Source organism: Aeromicrobium choanae, assembly GCF_900167475.1.
GTDB lineage: Bacteria > Actinomycetota > Actinomycetes > Propionibacteriales > Nocardioidaceae > Aeromicrobium > Aeromicrobium choanae.
On the sequence record NZ_LT796768.1, the window covers coordinates 2,725,447 to 2,745,991 of the forward strand.

The window sequence follows — 20,545 nt, forward strand, 5'->3', positions numbered from 1 at the left end:
GGTGTGCTGGCATGGGGGCCATGACGACGCGTGAGACGGGGCAGTGGCGGCGAGTGATCAGCGGGCTGTTCCCGCTCTGGGCCTGGCTGTTCCTGCTGGCCGTGGTGGCCGGGTTCGCCCTCGACGTCCCGATCGGGATCACGAGCCTCGCCGTCCTCGCGTTCTTCGCGCTGTGCCTCGTCCGCCCGCCGCGGCAGGACGACCGTGAGCCCGAGGTGGTCGACAGTCCCGTGCGCGGCACGTGGACGGTCGTGCACAGTCCCGTGTCGTCCGTGCCGAGCCACGGAGTTCGCGGCTACGGCCAGTCCCATGCGATCGACATCATCCACCCGCGACCCGAGGGCACCGAGCCGACGTACCCCGTGTTCGGCGGGTTCGAGCGACCTGAGACGTTCAGCTCGTTCGGCGAGCCCATCCACGCCGTCGCCGACGGCACCGTGGTGAAGGTCCTCGACACCCGGCGCGATCACCTCTCACGCACCTCGTGGCTCGCGTTCGCCTACATGATGGTGATCGACGGGCTTCGCGACCTCGGGGGAGCGGCGGCCGTCGTGGGCAACCACGTCGTCGTCGACCACGGCGCCGGCGTGTACTCCCTCTACGCCCACGTCCGTAGGGGCAGCGCGTCGGTCGCGGTCGGCGACCGAGTCGCGACGGGGCAGGTGGTCGGCGAGGTCGGCAACTCGGGGAACACGTCCGAGCCGCACCTGCACGTGCAGCTCATGGACCACGCGGCGCCGCTGCGGGCCGCGGGCCTGCCGATGCGGTTCAGCGACATCAAGCAGCCCGAGGGTGCGGTCGACCGCGGGTGGACGAAGAAGGAGCCCGAGCTGGGGATCGAACCGGGGATGCCCGCCAACTTCCAGGTCTTCGAGGCCTGACGGACAGGCGTGACAGACTCGCCCCATGCCTTCGCTGCGTGACGTGATCGCCGTTCTCGACGGTCTCTACGACCCCCGCTGGGCCGACGACTGGGATGCCGTGGGCACCGTCGTCGGCGATCCGAGCGCGCCGGTCTCCTCGATCCTGTTCGCGGTCGATCCGGTGCAGGCCGTCGTGGACGAGGCCGTCGAGCTGGGGGCCCAGCTCGTGGTCACGCATCACCCGCTCTTCCTCAAGGGGACCACCTCGGTGGCCGCCACGACGCCCAAGGGGCGGGTCGTCCACACCCTCATCTCGCACGGGATCGGCCTGCACACGTGCCACACCAACGCCGACTGTGCGCCGCGGGGCGTGAGCGAGTCCATGGCGACGACGCTGGGCCTCACCGACGTGCGACCGCTCGAGGTCGACCTCGACCCGCCGATGGACAAGTGGGTCGTCTTCGTCCCGCGCGACGACGCCGATCGCGTCGTCGCGGCCCTGCACGAAGCGGGCGCCGGCAGCCTGGGCGACTACGACCGGGCCCAGTTCCAGAGTCCGGGCCGCGGGTCGTTCCGGCCGCTCGAGGGCGCCGATCCGGCGATCGGGTCGATTGGCGAGGTCGAGTGGGTGGACGAGGTCCGCGTCGAGGTCGTGGCCGACCAGTCGATCCGTGAGGACGTGCGCTCGGCGCTGCTGGCCGCGCACCCCTACGAGGAGGTGGCCTACGACCTCTGGCCCCTGGCCGCCCGGCCCAGCGAGCGCGGCTCGGGGCGCATCGGGCGCCTGCGCGAGCCGATTACGCTGGGCGCGTTCGCCGAGCATGTGCGCGGCTGCCTGCCTGCTCACGCGGGCGCCACCCGGGTCGCCGGCGACCTCGAGCGCACCATCGAGACCGTCGCGGTCTGCGGGGGATCGGGCGACTTCCTCCTCGGCACGGCCGACGCCGCCGGGGCCGACGTCTACGTCACCTCCGACCTGCGCCACCATCCCGTCAGCGAGCACCTCGAGCGGGCCGGCGCGTGCGCCGTGATCGACGTGCCCCACTGGGCCGCCGAGTGGACCTGGCTGCCCACCGTGGCGGCGGCGGTGCGCGAGGAGTTGGGCGATACGGTGAAGACCCACGTCTCCACGATCGGCACCGATCCCTGGAGCCGGACGTTGTCATGAGGAGTCGCACGTGAAGGCTGAACCGGTCGCCCAGCAGGCGCTGCTGGACCTGCAGGAGAAGGACTCGGCGCTGGCGCAGCTGACCCACCGCCGCAACACCCTGCCCGAGCACGCCGAGATCGCGGCCGTCGACGCCCGGATCCGCGAGATCGACGCCCGCCGGATCGAGGCGCAGACCCGCGTCTCCGACCTCGAGCGCGCGCAGGCCAAGGCCGACACCGAGGTGGAGCAGGTCAAGGCCCGCCGCACCCGTGACGAGGAGCGGATGGCCTCGGGCGCCATCTCGAACCCGAAGGACCTGTCGAGCATGCAGAGCGAGCTCGAAGCCCTCGCGCGCCGGATCTCCACGCTCGAGGACGAGGAGCTCGAGGTCATGGAGCAGCTCGAGACGGCCCAGGCCGAGCTGTCCCGGGCGCTCTCCGAGCTGGAGGCCGAGAACGCCACCCGCGACACCCTGGTGGCCGCGCGCGACGAGAAGGTCGCGGCGATCGACGCCGAGGCCGCCGAGGCCTCCGCCGGTCGCGAGAAGGTCCGCCCCCAGGTGCCCGACGACCTCTTCACGCTCTACCAGAAGCTCGCCGGCAACCACGGTGGCCTGGGCGCGGCCGCCCTGCGCGCCCGTCGCTGCCAGGGCTGCCACCTCGAGCTCAACGGCGCCGACCTGCGCGAGCTGCTCGCCGAGCCCGCCGACACCGTGCTCCGCTGCCCCGAGTGCAGCCGCATCCTGGTGCGCACCTCCGAGCCCAGCGCCTGATGGGCTGGGTGGCCGAGGCCGACGGAGGATCGCGCGGGAACCCCGGTCCTGCCGCCTACGGTTCGGCGCTGCTGAAGGACGGCGCTCTCGTCGCCGACCGCGGCGAGACGATCGGCGTCGCGACGAACAACGTGGCCGAGTACCGCGGCCTCATCGGCGCGCTCGAGCTCGCGCGCGAGCACGCCGGCGGTGAGCCGCTCGAGGTCCGCATGGACTCCAAGCTGGTCATCGAGCAGATGGCCGGGCGCTGGAAGATCAAGCACCCCGACATGAAGCCGCTCGCGATACGGGCGCAGGCGATCGTGCGCGACCTCGGCCCCGTCACGTGGACGTGGGTGCCGCGCGCACAGAACGCCCGGGCCGACGCGCTGGCCAACGCGGCCCTGGACGCGCAGAAGGCAGGCCGCTCGGGCCTCGTGTCGTCCTTCGACTCCACCCAGCCGGTGCAGCTGGCCGACGAGCCGCCGGAGCCGCCGGCGCTGTTCACCGAGCCCCGCGACGAGGCGAAGGACAAGAAGCCGGCGCTCGGCTGGCGCGGGTCGATGCACGGCGACCCCACCACCGTCATCCTGCTGCGCCACGGCGTCACGGCCCACACGCAGCGCAAGCTGTTCAGCGGCACCGGTGGCGAGGATCCGCCGCTGGTCGACGAGGGTGTCGAGCAGGCCCGCCATGCCGCGGCGTGGATCGCCGAGCGCGGGGGAGCGGACGCGATCGTGTCGTCCCCGCTGCAGCGCACCCGCCAGACCGCGGCCCAGGTGGCCGAGCGACTCGGCCTGCCGGTCGAGATCGAGGAGGGCTTCGCCGAGGCCGGCTTCGGTGAGTGGGACGGCTTCTCGTTCGGCGACATCATGAAGCGCTGGCCGAAGGAGCTGGACTCCTGGCTCTCGTCCACCGCGGTCCCGCCGCCGGGTGGTGAGTCGTTCGACGCCGTCGCCACGCGCGTCGAGGCGGCGCGCGACCGGCTGCTGCAGCGTCACGCGGGCCGGACGGTGGTCGTGGCCAGCCACGTCACCCCGATCAAGCTGATGGTGCGGCTCGCGCTCGGCTCGGACATGGGCGTCATCCACCGGATGGAGCTCGCGCCGGCCTCGATCACCACGATCACGTGGTGGCCCGACGGCACCCCGAGCCTGCGTAACTTCTCCGCCACGCCCTGATCTCGGTCAGCGCAGGATGACGTCGAGCCGCGTGGGGCCGGACGCCTCGACCGTCCAGCCGAGGTCGCGCAGGGCGTCGGCGAGCGTATCGGCGTCCTTGGCCTCGACGCCCTCGGCCAGCAGCTGACCCACGATCCGGCCCTTCGTGGCCTTGTTGCTGTGGCTGACGATCGAGCGCCTGCCGTCCGTCTCGGTCAGCACGCGCATCGTCACCGAGCCCGCAGGCGCCTGGCCCAGCGCGACGTAGGTGCCGGACCTCAGGTCGAGCACCAGCTCCCCCTCGGCGAGCTCGGCCAGCGCCCGGGGGACCACCGGCTTCCAGCGGCTGGCGACGGTACCGAGTCGCGGCAGCGTCACCGAGCCACTCAGCCGGTAGGCCGGGATGAGGTCCTGCGGGCGCACCAGCCCGAACAGCGCCGACGCGATCGCCAGGCTCGCGCGGCCGCGCTCCTGCGCCGCGTCGTCGAGGTCCGCCCAGCCGAGCTCGGAGTAGAGCACCCCGGTGTAGACCTCGATCGCCGGCGCGGTGGGCTTCTCGCGCAGTCGCGTGTTCCGGGCGATGTCGTCGGCCTGCGTCGGCCCGAGACCGAGGATCTCGGCGGCACGCTTCGTCGAGCTGAGCCGGACGAGGGCGTTCAGCAGCTGCTCGCGCGTGCGGCCCAGGACGGGGGAGGAGAGGGTGCCCAGGTTGAGCACGGGACCGGTCGCGGGGCGGGTTTTTCCCTCAGAGGGAGGCAGCACGATCAGCACGTCGCGACCCTATGTCAGCCGAGCAGCAGCCAGATGCCGAGGGCGGCGAACAGCAGCGCGGCCACGGCGTGCACGGCCCGCACCGGCAGCACCTTGAGGATCTGCTTGCCGAGCAGGACGGCGAGGGTGATCGAGAAGACCATGCCGATCGTGCTGCCGATCCAGACCCAGTACCACGAGTACTGCGTGGCCAGGGTCATCGTGGCGAACATCGTCTTGTCGCCCAGCTCGGCCAGCGCGAACGCCAGCCCCACGGTGACCAGGGCGCGCCCGCTGTGGGGGACGACGCTGATCTCCTCCTCGTGCTCCTGCCCGAGCAGGGACCAGGCGGTGATGGCGGCGAAGACGAGGAAGACGACACCGGCCACCACCTGCAGGACGTGCTCGGGGATGAGGTTCCCGAGGGCCTCGCCGACCAGGGCCGAGGCGAGGTTGATGAGCGCACAGGCGATCCCCATCCCGAGGACCACCGTGCGGGCGCGGTAGCGCGTGGCGAACGTCATCGCCATCAGCTGGCTCTTGTCGCCGAGCTCGGCGACGAACACCAGCGCTGCCGCGATGAACACTGCTTCCATGACAAAGGCTCCTCGTCCACCCGGACGAGGAGCCTTGGGATACGACGAGCCTCGACCGGGCTCGCTTGCACGAATCCGGTCGAAAGTCTCGTCCGCCAGATCACTCTGGCCCGCTGTACCGGAGACCGAGGTCTCAGTGTGTCGACGCAGCGATTGGGGACTACTCCCTTTCGATGCTCCCAGCCTACCGGGGCGGCGGTCACCCTCGCCCGCGGGGCATAGGATGGGTCCGCGAATGAGTCGGCCGGGCGGCCGCGGCGCCTCCGGGCGTCGAGGAAAGTCCGGACTCCGAAGAGCACGGTGGTGGCCAACAGCCACCCACGGTGACGTGCGGGACAGTGCCACAGAGAACAGACCGCCAGCGGCCACCTCCGGGTGGTGCGGGTAAGGGTGAAACGGTGAGGTAAGAGCTCACCAGCGCGGCGGGTGACCGTCGCGGCTAGGTAAACCCCACCGGGAGCAAGACCAAGTAGGCCCTCCGGGGCCGTGCCACAGGGCTGCTCGTCCGACGTGGCAGGTAGGTCGCACCGAGGTGTCCAGCAATGGGCATCCCAGATGGATGGCCGCCCCTGTTTCGACAGGACAGAATCCGGCTTACAGGCCGGCTCATTCGCACCACCTCGTCCGCCCGGCGAGAACGTGGACCGGTGGCCCTAGACGGGGTCCCGCAACGCGGGACACAACCCGACGAAGTCGGAGCTTGCCGTCAGATAGAAGCAGGTGGCCTCGGACTTCAGGTCGTACTCCTCCCCGAGGTCCCTCAGCATCCACGTCGCCAGGTTCTCCGGTGTGTCATCGCCGGCCGGTGCGGAGGTCGGGATGTGAGCGAACGGGATGATGACCGTCATCGGCCGGTCGTAGCCGTTGGCAGGGTCCGGCGCGAGCATCAGGACAACTGCCTCCTCCGACGATTGCAGCCGGGAGTCTGTCATTCGCCTGGTGATGGCAGAGATGACCTCGTGTCTGAGACTCATGGCTGATTCGTACCTTGTCCGCAGGTTGTGGGCAACACATCGAGACGGTGTCCGCCACTTGATGCACCGTGAGCCGCTGAGCCCGCGGGCGCCGCGGTCGCGGATCGGGCACGATGAGCCCATGGCGTACTTCTACTGCTTGAAGCACAACACCGTCGAGGGCGACGAGGGGTGCAAGGCGTCCGATCGCCTCGGCCCCTACGAGTCGGAGGCGGAGGCCTCGCGTGCGCTGGACACCGCGCACGAGAAGTCGAAGGCGTGGGACGAGGACCCGAAGTGGAACGACGACGCTCCACCGGCCGGCTCACCTGAGTGACCCTTCCCGACCGGCTCGGCCGCGCCGGCTGGCCGATCGCCTGGGTCCTCCTGGCGCTGCCGCTGCTGTGGTGGACGGTCGGGCTCCTCTCCGACGGCTGGCTCCCGCACGGTGACACGGCCGTGGCCGCCGTGCGGATCCACGACGTGTTCGGGCCGCACACGCCCCTGCTGGGCATGCCCTCGACCGGCGGAGAGATCGTCGAGGGCGCGCACGCCCACCACCCCGGCCCGATGCAGTTCCAGCTGCTGGCCCCGCTGTACGCGCTGAGCGGCTTCGCTCCCTGGGCGCTGGTGGTGGGGTCGTTCCTGCTGCTGACCGGGCTCCTGGGCCTCGCCCTCGCCGCGGCCTCACGGGCCGCCGGGCGCCGCGGCTGGCTCACCGTCGCGGTGGTCCACCTCGCCATGATCGTGGGTGTCGGCGTCGCCCTCGTCACCCCGTGGAATCCGTGGGTGGCGATGTTCGCGCTGGGCGCCTCGGTCTCGGCTGCCTGGGCCGTCCTGACCGGTCACGGACGCTGGTGGCCGGTCTTCGTCGTCGTGATCTCGCTGGCGGCGCAGACCCAGCTCGCGATCGCTCCGCTCGCCCTCGTGCTGGGACTGGTCACGCTCGGCGCCTCGATCGCGCTGTGGAGGAGGGGACGCCTCGAGGTCACGCGGGGAACCCTCGTGCTCACCCTCGTGCTGGGGCTGGCCTGCTGGGCCGCTCCGCTCGTGGAGGTGGTGCGGAACGAGCCGGACAACCTCGACCTGCTGGCGCGCATCGCCGGATCCGGCGGCGGACTGCTGCCCGCCGTCCTGCTCGCCGCGGTCGTCGGAGGGCTGCTGTGGTGGACCCGGCGGCGGCGCACGGGCCTGACCTCGGGCGATCCCTCGAGCCTGGTGACGTGGCTGTGGATCGGCACGCTCGTGCTGCTGGCCTCGGCGACGAGGGCGGGGGAGGGCCGCGGCTTCTACGTCGTCTACGGCGCCGCCGTCCCGCTCACTCTCCTCGCGTGGCCGGTGGTCGGCTGGGCGCTCCGGTCACGGCACCGACGTGCGCTCGGCGGGGTCGCTGTGGCCTGCGCGCTCCTGGCCCTGGCGTTCCTGCCGAAGAACATGGCCGACACCGCTCAGGGGGACAGCCGTCGTGCCGCGCCGGTGATCCGGGCGGCGCAGGCGATGGCGGGGACGGCCGGCGGCCCCGTCGTGGTCGAGACCAAGGGCGGGCTGGCCTGGCTCGACATCGGCGCGGGCGTCTACGCGGCGCTGCTGGCTGATGGCCACGACGTGTACTTCGACGCGCGGGTCGACGGCGAGCGCGAGGACGACTTCCGCGATCCACGGCAGGCGGAGGGTCCCGTGCGCCGGATCACCGTCCACAGTCATCCGGGAACGACCGATCCACCGCCGGAGGGCGCGGTGGTCGACCGGATCGAGCTGCCGCAGCCGGCGGGAGCCACCGTCGTGTCGGGTGCCGAGCGGTACGTCGACCTCGTGCTGCTCGACGAGCGCTGACCCCCGTCAGGCCTGGGAGGCGCGGTACCCGGCTGCCTGGGCGGCCGACTCGGTCGCGAAGCACTCCTCGGGCTTGGTCACGTCGTAGTAGCGACCGCTCGGGAGGTGGTAGATCATCGAGTTCGCGTTGCCCTTGATGGGGTGGCTGCCCGGGCAGTCGTAGGCCGAGACCGGCGGGACGGCGCCGCCGGGATTCGTCCGCTTCTTCTTCTTCTTCTTCTTCTTCTTCTTGGCGCTCTCCGCCTTGCCCTTCGCGGGCCGGTCCACCATCGTGCGGGCGTCACCGCAGCGGGCCACCCGCCGGCTCAGCACCCGGTGTTCCGCACGGTCGACCGTGAGGTTCCAGCGGTACTTCACGGCCACCCAGCGGGCGACGTACGCGCAGGTGCGGTGGCGCGGCAGCCAGCTGGCGGGATCGTGATCGGACTTCGACTGGTTGGAGTGGCTCGAGACGGCCAGCAGCGAGTGCCGGTACGACGTGTCGTTGGCGAAGCCGCGGCGGCGGTTCGTGCTCCACGTGGAGGCGCCCGAGCGCCACGCCTCGGCGAGGGCCACACGGTGGTCGATCTGCAGTCCACGTGGCTTGGTGATGGTGCGCCCGGTGTACTCGTTCACCCAGCGACCGCGCTTCACGCGGCACCACCGGTCCTTGGAGGCCTTCTTGCGCGACTCGGCGATCAGCACCGTCTCGCGCACGTTGCACTCGCCCTTGCGCATCGTCCAGTGGTCGAACGCGTCACGGTCGTACGTGCCGCGGTCCTTCTCCGGGGCGATCCGCAGCTTCTTCAGCAGCTTCCCTGCGGCCACCTTGCGAGGGCCCGCCTCAGCGGGGGACGAGGTGAGCGCGAGCGTACCCAGCGCCAGCGCCAGGGCGAGCAGGATCGAGGGGAGACGGCGGGGCATGATCCCGACCGTAGGCAGTCACCTGGGCCCCGTCCGGCGAATCAGCCACATTGGTCCCATCGGGCCATGGGAGGGCCTCAGGACAGCGCCCGGGCGACGAGGTCGACGAGCCCACCGCGCCAGCAGGCGTAGTCGTGGCCGCCGTCGAACTCGGTCAGCTCGACCGTCGTCTCCGTGGTGGCGAGGTCCTCGGCCAGCCGGCGGTGGAGGGGCAGCAGGGTCCACTCCTGCCGACCGACCTCGAGCAGGACGAGCCCTCCGCCCCGGGCCAGCTCGGGGGCCGGATCGGCCTTCCAGAGCGAGGCGGACTGAGCGATGGCGACGCCCACGCGATCCGGATGAAGCGCGACGGCCCACAGGGCCGAGAGTCCGCCCAGGCTCTGCCCCGCGACCACCGTCCGCTCCGGCGAGCGCGAGACGTCCTCCCGTGCGTGCAGCCACGGCAGCACCGAGGTGGCCACGAAGGCCGTCACGCCCTCGGGAGTGCCGACGTCGGCCCACCGGTCGGCCACGCTGCCCGAGGCGACGAACACCGCCACGTGCGCCGGGACGGCACCGTCACGGTGGGCGGCGTCGAGGGAGCGGTGCAGGCCGTGGTGATCGAGCCAGGTCTCGCCGTCGAGGACCACGAGCACCGGCAGGTGGCGACCCGAGCCGACCCGGTGGACCCACACGTCGCGCCCGTCGATGCGATGGACCGGCGGGCGGGGCGTGAAGGAGTCACCCGGCCATGGCTGCGCCGGAGCGTCCGGGAGCGACACGACGGACATGGCCGTTCCCGCGCGGTTCAGCGCGCGATCGGCCACGTGCGGGTCGGGCAGGCCGCGATCGAGCAGCGACCGCAGCCCGACGTGCCCGTCGGCCCGTCGCCACGGCGGCTCCTCCGGCCACTCGTGGACGATGAAGGAGTACGACGCCCGCCACGTCGGCGCCATGCGCACGCTCAACGCCCACGGACCGCGCGGGCCGACCTGCTCCATCGTGGTGGCGTCGAGGTCGGACTCGTCCGTCAGGCGGTTGGCGAACAGCAGCACCGAGGAGGCGCCTGGCGCGTCGTGGACGAACGTCACGACGCACGTGTCGGGCTCGATGTCGACGATGGGCCCGCGCGCCGCGCGCAGCACCTCGGGGTCGCGCAGTCGCTCGGGCAGCGGCACCCGGGGGACCGGCGACGGACGAGGAACCTTGGGCGGTTGCCTCATGACACCCCCGGATCCGAACGGCCCGGCCCTAGACTCGACGGACCATGACCATGCACGTCCCCCGACCGCCGCGAGCGTCCACGGCGCGCGGCTCGGACCGAGCGCGCGAGACCTTGCGGATCCTGACCGAGAACATCACGTCGGGTCGCTGGCCGCTCAACAGCCGGATCCCCACCGAGTCCGAGCTCATGGCCGAGCTCGGCGTCGGGCGCAGCACCCTGCGCGAGGCGGTGAGCTCGCTGACCGCGCTCGGGATGCTCGAGCCGGCCCGGAGCCGTGGCACGTTCGTCCGCTCGCTCAGCCCCGTCAGCGCGCTGCTGTCGGACTTCATCGGGAGCCACGCGAACCCCGAGATCCTGCAGGTGCGCCGGCTGCTCGAGGTGGAGTCCACGCGGCTCGCCGCGCTGCTGCGCACCGACGAGCAGCTCGAGCGGCTCGCCGCCGCGCACGAGCGCGACCTCAACGACGACCAGTCGCAGGGCGTCGTCCGTGGCGCCACGCCGGGAGAGTTCCACGCGATCATCCTCGAGGCGGCCGGCAACTCGTTGATGGCCGACCTCCATGCCGGGCTGATGCGCGGTGTCCGGACGGCGATGGCGCGTGGCGAGATGGTGCCGCAGATCTCCGCGGCCGAGCGCCTGGCCGATCACGGGCGGATCCTCGACGCCATCAGGGAGCAGGATCCGGTCCGGGCCGCACAGGCTGCCGCGGATCACGTCGATCATGACCTGACGACCGCGGGATGATCATCGGCGTCCCGGTCTCCGGATCGGGCAGCAGCCGGCACGGCACGTCGAACACGTCCTCGACCAGCTCGGCCGTGACCACCTCGGTGGGCGGGCCCTGGGCCACGATCCGACCGCCCGACAGGACGACCAGGTGGTCGGCGTACCGGAACGCCAGGTTGAGGTCGTGCAGCACCGCCACCACGGTCGACCCGTCCTGCTGGAGCGACCGGCACAGGTCGAGGACCTCGAGCTGGTGCGACAGGTCGAGGTACGTCGTGGGCTCGTCGAGCAGCAGCATCGAGGTCTGCTGCGCCAGCGCCATCGCGATCCAGACCCGCTGGCGCTGACCGCCGGAGAGCTCGTCGATCGACCGGTCGCGCAGGTCGCTGACGCCCGCGCGGGCGAGCGCCTCGTCCACGGCGCGCTCGTCCTCGCGCGTCCACTGGCGCAGCCACGTCTGGTGCGGGAACCGGCCGCGGCCGACGAGGTCCACGACCTCCAGGCCACTGGGTGCGACGGGGGTCTGGGGGAGCAGGCCCAGGATGCGGGCGACCTCCTTGCTGCCGTACTCGCCGATCGGACGGCCGTCGAGCAGGACCTCGCCCGAGGTCGGCACCAGCATCCGCGCCAGTGCGCGCAGGAGCGTGGACTTGCCCGACGCGTTCGGGCCGACGAGCACGGTGAAGCACCCGTCGGGGATCGCCACGTCGAGGTCTGCCAGGACGGGCCGGCCGTCGTAGCCGGCGGACAGGCCACGGGCCTGCAGTCGAGCGGGGACGGTCATCGCTTCTCCCTCGTGAGCAGCCAGATCAGGTACAGGCCCCCGAGGGAGCCGGAGACGACGCCCACCGGCAGCTGGGTCGGGGCGAAGAGTCGTTGGGCGACGATGTCGCTGGCCAGCGTCAGCGCGGCGCCCATCAGCGCGGCCGAGGCCAGGCCGGAGCCGGCCGTGCGGGTGATCCTGCGAGCCAGCTGCGGCGCGGCCAGCGCGATGAAGGCGATCGGTCCGGCGACCGCGGTGGCCGCCGCGACGAGGACGACTCCGCACACGACCAGGCCCAGCCGCGAGGGCTCGACGCGTACGCCGACACCGCGGGCCGCGTCGTCGCCGAGCGCGAGGACGGGGAGGGTCCGGGCGAGGGCGGCGGTGAACGGCGCGACGACCGCGAGGACCAGGCCCAGCCGCGCGACGTCCTGCCAGGTCATCGCGTTGAACGATCCCGCGAGCCAGTGGGCGGCGTCCTGCGCGGCCGACAGGTCGGCCCGCACGACGAGCAGCGTGTTGACGGCCTGCAGGACGGCGGCGACGCCGATCCCGACCAGGACGAGCCTCACGCCGGGCACGCCGCCGTGCCTGCCGCCCTGCCACGCCAGCGCCCCGACGACCGCGGCGGTGACGAGACCTCCGACGAGGGCCGCAGGCGCGGTCGCGTCAGGACCTCCGCCCAGCAGCGTGATCTGGATCAGGGCGCCGGTCGCCGCGCCGATCGTGAAGCCCACGATGTCCGGACTTCCCAGCGGGTTGTCCGACACCTGCTGGATGATCGCGCCGGACACGCCGAGCGCCGCGCCCACGAGCAGGGCGCACACCACGCGCGGCGCTCGCTGCTCGCGCACGAAGAACTCGGCCAGCGGGTCGCTCCCGTCCCCGGCCAGGGCCCGCAGCACCTGGGACGGGGCGAGACCGTAGTCGCCGATCGTCAGCGCCACGACGGCGAGGCCGGCGCCGACGAGCGTCGCGACGAGCGCGAACACCGCCACCCGCGCCTCGAGCCGCCAGGCGACGAGCCGGTTGCGCAGGACGAGACGGGTGGTCGGGCTCGGTGCGGGCTCTCGGGTCACCGGGGTGCGCGTCAGGGTGCGGGTCACAGTGACTCGATTCACAGTGCCTCGATCCGGCGGCGACGCACCACCGCGATGAAGACGGGCCCGCCGAGGATCGCGGTGACGATGCCGGCCTGGACCTCGGACGTGCCTCCGAGGACGCGGCCGAGCACGTCGGCGACGAGCAGGAACGCCGCGCCCAGCAGCACCGAGCACGGGAGCACCCAGCGCTGGTCGGACCCGCAGAGGGCTCGCGCCACGTGGGGGACGCCGAGCCCGACGAACGCGATCGGTCCGACCGCGGCGGTCGCGGCGGCGCACAGCAGGGCGATGGCGACGACGGTCAGCAGCCGGGTGCGGCGGACATCGAGGCCCAGGGACCGTCCGGTGTCGTCGCCGAGCGCCAGCGCGTTGAGCCGTGGAGCCAGCGCGGCGGCCAGGGCGACGCCCGCCACGACGAAGGGCAGGATCGTCCCGGCGGTGCCCAGGGCCCGGCCGTCGAGCGAGCCCGCCGCCCAGAACCGGAACTCGTTGAAGACCTCCTGGTCGGCCAGGATCACCGTCTGGACGATCGCGGACACCGCGGCGGTCACGGCGACGCCCGCCAGCGCGATGCGCGCGGGGCTGCCTCCCGTGCTGCCGGTGTCGCCCAGCACGTGCACCACCCCGACGGCGAGGAAGGCGCCGACGAGGGCGGCCCACAGCGAGGAGCCGACCGACGTCACGCCGGTGAGCGAGCTGGCCACCACCACGGCGAGGGCGGCCCCGGCGTTCACGCCGAGCACGCCGGGGTCGGCCAGCGGGTTGCGCGTCAGCGTCTGCATGAGGGCGCCCGCCAGGCCGAGGGCGGCGCCGGCGACGAGTCCCACGACGGTGCGGGGCCAGCGCAGCTCGTGCACGGCCACCGAGGCCTGCGTCGCGTCGGGGGTCCACCACACCTCCCACACGCGGCCGGGGGAGAGGGGGTGCGAGCCGACGGCGACGCTCAGCACCATCGCGACGACGACCGCCGCGAAGGCGAGGGCCAGGGCACGGGGTCGCGTCAGGGTCACCGGCTCACCCGCGGCGGGACAGTGTCAGGCGTGTGCCCACGAACGAGAGGGCCACGATTCCGACGAGGCCGAGCGCCCCGATCCACGGGAATCCGGAGTCGCTCGTCGACGTCGCCGTCTGCTCGGTCGGCGCGGCCGCGACGGGCGCCTCGGTGGGCGCCGCCGTCGTGGCGGTGGCGGAGGGCTTCGCGGTGGTCGGTGGTGCGACCTTCACGACCTCGCCGGGTGTCGCTCCCGCCGTGGATCCGCCGGCGCCGGCCGCCGTTCCCGTCGCACCGCCCGCGGCACCCGACGCCGAGCCCTTCGATGCGCTGGACCCGCCCGATCCGGTGGCGGCGCCGGCGTTGCTGCCGGAACCGGCGACGACGGTGAAATCCGAGCGCCCCCGTGCGGTGTAGCCCTTGACGCCGACCTGCTGCCCGTCGCGCAGGATCGGCTCGCTGGCCAGGAAGCGCAGCCAGTGCGCGCCGGGTGCGAGGTCGCCCGGGACGGTGAAGGAGCCGGAGACGGTGCCCGACGACGGGATCTTCTGCTGGTGGTAGACGCAGGCGCCATGCACGGCGGCCGCGTCGCACTGCGTGCCGTCGTCGATCTTCACGAAGACGGTCTCCCCGGCCGGGAAGCCGGTGACGGTGAAGGACAGCCGGTCGCCGGGGGCGACGCGCGTGGGGCTGGCGCTGGCGGAGGTGCCCGGCGTGTCCGGATCGGCTCCGCCGGGCGGGAGCGCGGCGGCGGGTCCACCGTGGCCGAGGGCGACGAGCGCGATCACGGCCGTCGCGAGCAGGCGGGCCGGGGCGAGGTGCTTCATGCGGTCTTCTTCCTGGTCGAGAGGGTGCCGCCGGCGATGCCGACGGCGAGCGCCGCGCCGGCGGCCAGAAGCCACCAGTCGGCCGCGGAGAGCAGCGCCTCGCCTGCGGGGACGACGGCGGCGCCCACGGCCGGCAGGACGGGGGAGTCGTCGGTGGAGGGAGGTGCCGGGGCCGTGGCTCCGACGACGAGACGGTCCCAGCCGGCCAGGCTCCCGTCGGCCCGGACGAGGGCGATCGTGAGGTCCCCGTCGCCGAAGGCCGACAGGTCGAGGCGGATCCGTCGCTCGGCGTCGAGCTGGAGCCAGCCGGCGCCGACGGGGGCGGAGCCGTCGAGGTACACGAACGGGTGCACCCAGTCGGCCGGGGTCCCGGTGGGCACGGTCACGGTGGCGATCCCGTCCTCGATCTCGGCCTCGACACCGCCTCGAACGAGCGTCGTGAGGTCGGCGGCGCGCTCGGCCGGGGGAGCCGGCGCGAGCACCGGCGGTCCGGTGACCGCGGTCGCGGGCGGCGGTGTCGCGCGGGCGGCCGCCTTCGTCGTGGGCTTCGTCCACGCGCGAGCGGCGTCCGCCGGCTCCTCGGGGTCAGGCGTCCGGGGCGCGAGGGCGGCCGTGGTGCCCCACCACGTCCAGCCGAGCAGGTCGCCGAAGGCGTCCCGGTCCCCGGACTGGGCGACGAGCTTCACCCGTGCGTCCGGCAGGACAGCGGCGGGCACGCTGAGCCGCCCGCGGGCGTCCGTGCGGAACCAGGTGTCGCCCCACGGGTACTCGGGCGATCCGTCGGTCCGGTACGCGCTGAGCGAGACGAACGAGCCGGCCGACGCACCGGGCACCGTGACGTCGAGGCGCCCGCCCGAGCGCACGGCGGTGAGGCCGCGGCGGGTGGACGGGGTGAGGTCCTCGGAGTACTCCACGGGGTCGGGCAGGGTCGTCGGGCGGTACGTGCCGATCACGAAGGCGTCGGTCTGCAGCGTGCGCACCGTGTCGCCGGACTTCAGGGATCCGCTGAGCAGCCGCAGCGTGTGGGCTCCCTGCCCGAAGGCAGGGGTCGAGCCGAGGTCGCCGGTCGTGGTGCCGTCGGGCAGCCGGAACCGGGCATCGAGCTCGCCCGTGGCCGGATCGGCCTCGGCGACGGCCCAGATCGTGCGGTTCTGGTGCACCGAGGTGTCGGTGCGGCTGTAGGCGCCCTCGTCGATCTTGATGCCGACGGTGGAGCCGCCACGTCCGGCAGCGGGGTGGCACCAGCCCGAGCCGGTGAGGTGGAGGGTGCCGCCGAGGCCGTCGGTCTCGACCGTGGCGCGGGCGGTAGTCACGGACGAGGTGGGGACGCACGTGACGGACTCGCCGGGGCCGCCCCCGCCCTCGTGGGGCACGCCGTCGACCACGAGCAGGCCGGAGGTGGCCGTCCTCTGCACGTCGGCGGCGTCGAACCGCCCGCTGAGCACGGTGGCCGAGAGGTACTGGCCGGCCACGAGTCCGGGCGGGGCGTCGAGGGTGGTCGAGAACGTCCCGTCGGCCCCGGCCGTGACGAGCGCCCAGATCGTGTCGTCGCCCGCCGCGGACGGGTGGTCGACGATGGCGTCGCCCGAGCGGGTGTACTGCGCGGTCGCGCTGCGGTTGAGCTTGACCGCCACGGTCGAGCCGCGGCCGTCGCGCGTGGACCATCCCGTGCCGGCGAGGCGGATGCTCCGCCCGTCACCCGCATCGATCCGGCTCTCGACCCACGCGGTGGCCGTGCCGGCGGCGAGGGTCTCGTGGGACCACGACGGCGCACCCGGCTCGCTCGGGGCGGGCTCGGTCGGGGCGGGTGTCGTGGGGGCGGTCGGCGTGGGCTCGGGCTCGGTGGGCTCGGCCTCGACGTCGACCTCCACGAGCTCCGTGCGGCTCACGTCACCGGTCAGCATCGAGCCGGAGAGGATGCGCACGCCGTGACGGCCCGGCTCCCAGGTGCCGGTGGCGTTCTCGGTCGTCGGGAACGGCAGGTCGACCTCCCAGTCACCGTCGGCGTCGGCCCGCACCGCCGCCCACACCGTCTTGTTGCCGATGACGGCGTCGGTGACGGGATGGCGGACGTCGCGCTTGGTGCTGATGGAGCCCTCGTCGAGCTTGAACGCGAGCACCGAGCCGGCAGTGCCGTCGGCGGTGGTCCAGCCGGTGCCGGCCAGGGTGATGGTGGTGCCGGGGCGGATGGTGCCGGGCCCGTCGACCGACGGGCTCGCGGCGTGCGAGGGAGCGGCGACGGCCAGCCACGGGAGGGCCAGCAGCGCCGACAGGAGCAGGCGGACGATCACGGCAGAAGCTCGCTCTCGACGTCGTCGATGATGCGGTTCATCAGCCGAGGCCCTCCGGTGGACGTCCAGGCCGAGCCGTCGACCGCGATCACGTGGTCCTCGCGCTGGGCCTTGAGACGGTCGAAGCCGGGCGTCCCCGCGGCCTCGGCCAGCACGGCGAGGGAGCCGGCCGCGTCGGCGCTGCCGCCGGCCTCCGGGTTGTCCACGCTCGCACCGCCCAGCGTGCCGAAGAACAGGTAGTCGGCGTCGATCTGGTCGAGGTTCTCCAGGGACACGGGCTCGGAGTGCCCCCGGCCCTCACGGTCCTGCGCGGGCGGTCGGCGCAGGCCCAGGTCGCTCAGGGCCCGGCCGGCCGGCAGCTCCTTGAGGATCAGCGACGGGGCGCCGCCCTGCCAGCGCACGATCGAGAAGGTGGCGTCGGCGTGGTCCTGCGCGAGCCGGGTCCGGAGGTCGGCGACGCGGGTGTCGTAGGCGGCGAGCACGTCGGCGCCTCGATCGGTCAGGCCCAGGGCGTCGGCGGTGATCTCGAAGTTCGTGCGCCAGTCGCCGCCGGCGTAGCCGGTGTACACCGTGGGGGCGATCCGCCGCAGCGCCTCGAGGGCATCGGCGTTGTTGTTGATGCTGGTCCCGTCGACGAGGATCAGGTCGGGGTCGGCCTTGCCGATCGCCTCGTAGTTCGGTTGGGCGATGCCGCCGAGGACGGGCACGTCGGCGAGCTCGTCGGCGAGGTACGCCGGGACCGTGCTCTGGCCGCGCCCGGTGACGGCGCCCACCGGCGTGACGCCGAGCGTGACCAGGGCGTCGAGGGTGGGCTCGCTGAGTGCGACGACCCGTTCCGGGCTCTCGGGCACCTCCACGGGTTGGCCGTCGATGTCGGTCACGGTGCGGACGGGCCCGCTGGCGGCGGGGTCGTCACCGGCCGAGCACGCGGCGAGCGCGAGCACGGACGCGGCCAGGAGCGCGAGCAGGCGCTGGGTCATCAAAGCTCCTCGATGTAGGTCAGGCTCACCTTAATCTGACCAAGTGTCGGACCCCCCGTCGGGTCGGGGCCGACGTGCGATAGCGTCCTCCATCAGATGAAGGCAAGCCTAACCTGATTGCCAGCCCTGAAGGAGCCCCAGTGAGCATCACAGCCATGTCGCGAGCATCACGCCGCGGCGGCCTGCGCACGATCGTCGCCGGACTCGTGACCGCCTGCGCGGTCGCCGGTCTGTCCGCGCCCGCGCACGCCGCAGAACCCCGTCCCGACACCGGCGACGGAGCCGTCACGATCACCTCCCCGCTGACCACCGAGCCCGGCGCCGAGGTCGCGTTCGAGGGAAGCGGCTTCACCGCCGGCACCTCCGGGGGCGCACCGGCGTGGCAGACCGTCTCGGTCAAGCTCGACGACGCCGGCGACGTCCTCGCCACGGTGCAGGTCGAGTCGGACGGCACGTTCGACGGAACCCTCGACCTGCCCGGCGATGTCGCGCTCGGCGAGCACTGGCTGCGCTTCCTGGGCTCGAACCCGGTCGTCTCGAAGCACACGCAGTCCTTCACGGTCGTGGACGAGCTGCCGCAGGGTGCGGAGGTCACGGCGACCGTCAGCACCGGTGGCCGCGGTGTCCCGGCGGGCACCGTGACGATCACGGTCGCCGGTAACGGCTTCGAGCCGGGAGAGGCCCTCGGCGCCCGCGTCGACGGGTCGGCCAAGCCGTGGGGCGCGAGCGGCGCCACCACGCCCACGGTCGCGGCAGCGGCCGACGGATCGGTCGCCGGAGCACGCCTGGTCTTCGCGCCGGGGACGCTGCGCGCCGGTCCGCACGAGCTCGTGATCGAGCGCGCCGCCGCCGGCGCTGCCGACATCGCCAAGGACGTGACCGTTCCGCCCGCGGCGGCGTTCAGCACCCTCTCGGCCGGATCCGAGGGCACCCTCACGCTCTCCAACCTGCCGTCGGGCGCCACCGTGCCCGCGATCGAGTTCGGCGACGTCGACTTCGCGCTGCCGGCGACGGCCGACGCCGCCGGCGCGGTGACGATCGCCTACTCCATCCCCGCGGACGCGGGCCTGGGCACCCAGCCGGTCGTCATCACCCAGGCGGGCCCCGCCGCGACCTACACGCTGTCGGCCAAGATCTCGCCCAGCGCCACCGTGTTCGGCACGGAGGCCTTCGACCGGGTCGAGACCGCGCCCGGCGCCATCCAGCAGGGCCTCTACCAGAGCGACTTCAGCGCCGCGAGCGACGCGCTCTTCGCCACCTCGGCCAGCGTGCTCGCCACGTCCACGCTCTACAAGCTCGATCCGAAGACGCTCGCCGTCAAGGCCTCGACCGTCCCGGCCGAGGAGACGCCCGGCGCCCTGTGGGCCGCCTACGGCGTCGGCGTCGACGACAGCAACGGCACCGTGTGGGTCACCAACACCCGCCAGGACGCCGTCGCCGTCTACGACCAGGACGACCTCTCGCTCGTCAAGCAGTTCCCCCGCGGCACCGCCTCGCACTCGCGAGACGTCGTCGTCGACGAGACGCGCGGCCGCGCCTACGTCAGCGAGGCGCTGCGCTCGCGGACGACGAACCACATCGTCGTCTTCGACACCGAGACCCTCGAGGTCGTCGACCGTATCGAGATCCCCGGCGTCCCGATGAGCCTCGCGCTCGACGAGAAGAAGGGCAGCCTCTACACCGTCGACATCTCGGCGCCGAAGGCCTACGCGATCGACGTCGCGGGTGCCGCGCACGAGGTGCGGACGATCGACCTCGGCCTCAGCGACTCGGCCAGCGCGTCGGGTGTCGACTACGACCCGAAGACGCAGCGCCTCTTCGTGGCCAGCCAGGGCGCCGACAACCTGCTGGTCGTCGACGCACGCACCGGCAAGCAGCTCGCCGACGTGCCCACGGGTGCCGGTGCGCTCAACGTCCAGCACGACGCCGTGAACGGTCTGACGTACCTCGCCAACTTCGGCGGCGTGACCGTCTCGGTCGTGGACGACTCGTACCGCGTGGTGGCCAACCTCGACCTCCAGCGCACCAACCACATCGCGACGGACGGCAAGGGCTCGGTCTTCGCGGTCGACAAGGCCGCCGAGAACCAGGTCGTCAAGCTGACCCCGAAGGCGCTGCAGGCCGGCACCGTGAAGGTCACCGGCACGGCGCGGGTGGGCACGACCCTGACCGCGACCACCGCGTCGTGGGCCACGGGCGCCCGCCTCACCCACCAGTGGCTGCGCGCCGGGAAGCCGATCGCGAAGGCGACCGGTCGCACCTACACGCCGACGGCCGCCGACCGTGGCCGCGCGCTGTCGGTGCGGGTCACCGGCGCCAAGGCGCCGTACGCCGCGGTCACGAAGCAGTCGTCCGCGGTCACCGTGCGTGCCGGGGTCCTGCGCGCCGGGAAGCCGCGGATCTCCGGAACGCCGAAGGCCGGCAAGCGGCTCGTGGTCAAGCGCGGCACGTGGACCGCGGGCACGACGGTCCGCTACCGCTGGTACGTCGGTGGCAAGGCGGTCAAGGGCGCGACGAAGTCCTCCTTCGTCCTGCAGAAGAAGCACCGCGGCAAGAAGGTGACCGTCAAGGTCACCGGGAGCAAGGCGGGCTACGCCTCCGTGACCCGCGCCGCGAAGGCGGTCAAGGTCAAGCGGAAGTGACCTGACGCGGGGCGTGCCGGCCCGGGGGGACCGGCACGCCCCGCCCCGTCCGTCTCGGG

Annotated in this window: 19 protein-coding genes and 1 other RNA gene; 9 read left to right on the forward strand and 11 right to left on the reverse strand. The window is 73.0% G+C overall.

Features of this window, described 5'->3' with window-relative positions; all coding sequences use genetic code 11:
• Positions 1–20 precede the first annotated feature (20 nt).
• The 4 genes from B5D60_RS13190 to B5D60_RS13205 are packed head-to-tail and all read left to right on the forward strand — an operon-like array spanning position 21 to position 3,945.
• Positions 21–881: a murein hydrolase activator EnvC family protein gene (locus B5D60_RS13190; protein ID WP_172806363.1), complete on the forward strand. Its 861-nt coding sequence runs from the start codon at positions 21–23 to the stop codon at positions 879–881.
• Positions 882–906: 25 nt separating this feature from the next.
• A complete protein-coding gene (locus tag B5D60_RS13195) occupies positions 907–2,031 on the forward strand; it encodes a Nif3-like dinuclear metal center hexameric protein (protein WP_078700593.1) in 1,125 nt (374 codons plus the stop codon).
• A 10-nt stretch (positions 2,032–2,041) separates the two neighbouring features.
• On the forward strand, positions 2,042–2,785 hold the full coding sequence (locus B5D60_RS13200) for a zinc ribbon domain-containing protein (RefSeq protein WP_231948746.1): 744 nt from the start codon (positions 2,042–2,044) through the stop codon (positions 2,783–2,785).
• Complete coding sequence (locus tag B5D60_RS13205) at positions 2,743–3,945, forward strand: bifunctional RNase H/acid phosphatase (RefSeq protein WP_231948748.1); 1,203 nt, start codon at positions 2,743–2,745, stop codon at positions 3,943–3,945. Before B5D60_RS13200 ends, B5D60_RS13205 begins: the two co-directional genes overlap by 43 nt.
• 6 nt (positions 3,946–3,951) lie before the next feature.
• Here B5D60_RS13205 and B5D60_RS13210 read toward each other — a convergent pair whose 3' ends face one another.
• Both B5D60_RS13210 and B5D60_RS13215 read right to left on the reverse strand, forming a co-directional pair.
• Positions 3,952–4,695 carry a YaaA family protein gene (locus B5D60_RS13210; RefSeq protein ID WP_078700596.1) on the reverse strand — a complete coding sequence of 248 codons (744 nt, stop codon included), beginning with the start codon at positions 4,693–4,695 and terminating at the stop codon, positions 3,952–3,954.
• A 14-nt stretch (positions 4,696–4,709) separates the two neighbouring features.
• Complete coding sequence (locus B5D60_RS13215) at positions 4,710–5,270, reverse strand: TMEM165/GDT1 family protein (protein WP_078700597.1); 561 nt, start codon at positions 5,268–5,270, stop codon at positions 4,710–4,712.
• Positions 5,271–5,506: 236 nt separating this feature from the next.
• On the opposite strand from B5D60_RS13215, the gene rnpB reads away from it, so the two are divergent.
• An RNA gene (gene rnpB, locus B5D60_RS13220) (RNase P RNA component class A) lies at positions 5,507–5,883 on the forward strand.
• 40 nt (positions 5,884–5,923) lie between these two features.
• On the opposite strand, the gene B5D60_RS13225 is transcribed toward rnpB, so the two are convergent.
• Positions 5,924–6,244 carry a hypothetical protein gene (locus B5D60_RS13225; RefSeq protein ID WP_078700598.1) on the reverse strand — a complete coding sequence of 107 codons (321 nt, stop codon included), beginning with the start codon at positions 6,242–6,244 and terminating at the stop codon, positions 5,924–5,926.
• A gap of 121 nt (positions 6,245–6,365) precedes the next feature.
• Between B5D60_RS13225 and B5D60_RS13230 the strand changes: the two genes are divergently transcribed.
• Together B5D60_RS13230 and B5D60_RS13235 are read left to right on the forward strand one after the other, a co-directional pair.
• A complete protein-coding gene (locus B5D60_RS13230) occupies positions 6,366–6,560 on the forward strand; it encodes a hypothetical protein (protein WP_078700599.1) in 195 nt (64 codons plus the stop codon).
• Positions 6,557–8,056, forward strand: coding sequence for a hypothetical protein (locus tag B5D60_RS13235; protein ID WP_078700600.1), 1,500 nt, complete (start codon positions 6,557–6,559; stop codon positions 8,054–8,056). Before B5D60_RS13230 ends, B5D60_RS13235 begins: the two co-directional genes overlap by 4 nt.
• Before the next feature lie 6 nt (positions 8,057–8,062).
• On the opposite strand, the gene B5D60_RS13240 is transcribed toward B5D60_RS13235, so the two are convergent.
• Complete coding sequence (locus B5D60_RS13240; RefSeq protein ID WP_078700601.1) at positions 8,063–8,959, reverse strand: sunset domain-containing protein; 897 nt, start codon at positions 8,957–8,959, stop codon at positions 8,063–8,065.
• 77 nt (positions 8,960–9,036) lie between these two features.
• Complete coding sequence (locus tag B5D60_RS13245) at positions 9,037–10,161, reverse strand: alpha/beta hydrolase-fold protein (protein WP_078700602.1); 1,125 nt, start codon at positions 10,159–10,161, stop codon at positions 9,037–9,039.
• Between the two features lie 44 nt (positions 10,162–10,205).
• Here B5D60_RS13245 and B5D60_RS13250 point away from each other — a divergent pair, with 44 nt between their 5' ends.
• Positions 10,206–10,907: a FadR/GntR family transcriptional regulator gene (locus B5D60_RS13250; protein WP_078700603.1), complete on the forward strand. Its 702-nt coding sequence runs from the start codon at positions 10,206–10,208 to the stop codon at positions 10,905–10,907.
• Here the strand turns inward: B5D60_RS13250 and B5D60_RS13255 are convergent.
• Genes B5D60_RS13255 through B5D60_RS13280 form a run of 6 tightly spaced genes read right to left on the reverse strand, consistent with a single transcriptional unit; the run spans position 10,831 to position 17,844 of the window.
• A complete protein-coding gene (locus tag B5D60_RS13255) occupies positions 10,831–11,673 on the reverse strand; it encodes an ABC transporter ATP-binding protein (RefSeq protein WP_078700604.1) in 843 nt (280 codons plus the stop codon). The two genes, B5D60_RS13250 and B5D60_RS13255, sit on opposite strands and share 77 nt — an antisense overlap.
• A complete protein-coding gene (locus tag B5D60_RS13260) occupies positions 11,670–12,758 on the reverse strand; it encodes a FecCD family ABC transporter permease (RefSeq protein ID WP_078700605.1) in 1,089 nt (362 codons plus the stop codon). Before B5D60_RS13260 ends, B5D60_RS13255 begins: the two co-directional genes overlap by 4 nt.
• Before the next feature lie 11 nt (positions 12,759–12,769).
• Positions 12,770–13,765, reverse strand: a complete 996-nt coding sequence (locus tag B5D60_RS13265; RefSeq protein WP_231948753.1) for a FecCD family ABC transporter permease — start codon at positions 13,763–13,765, stop codon at positions 12,770–12,772.
• Positions 13,766–13,769: 4 nt separating this feature from the next.
• Entirely contained in the window at positions 13,770–14,573 is an 804-nt protein-coding gene (locus B5D60_RS13270) for a hypothetical protein (protein WP_078700606.1), read from the reverse strand.
• A complete protein-coding gene (locus B5D60_RS13275) occupies positions 14,570–16,864 on the reverse strand; it encodes a hypothetical protein (protein WP_078700607.1) in 2,295 nt (764 codons plus the stop codon). Before B5D60_RS13275 ends, B5D60_RS13270 begins: the two co-directional genes overlap by 4 nt.
• Positions 16,861–17,844 (reverse strand): ABC transporter substrate-binding protein, encoded by a 984-nt coding sequence (locus B5D60_RS13280; RefSeq protein ID WP_078700608.1) that lies wholly within the window; start codon positions 17,842–17,844, stop codon positions 16,861–16,863. Before B5D60_RS13280 ends, B5D60_RS13275 begins: the two co-directional genes overlap by 4 nt.
• A 155-nt stretch (positions 17,845–17,999) precedes the next feature.
• Here B5D60_RS13280 and B5D60_RS13285 point away from each other — a divergent pair, with 155 nt between their 5' ends.
• A complete protein-coding gene (locus tag B5D60_RS13285; RefSeq protein WP_078700609.1) occupies positions 18,000–20,486 on the forward strand; it encodes a YncE family protein in 2,487 nt (828 codons plus the stop codon).
• The last annotated feature ends 59 nt before the right edge of the window (positions 20,487–20,545 follow it).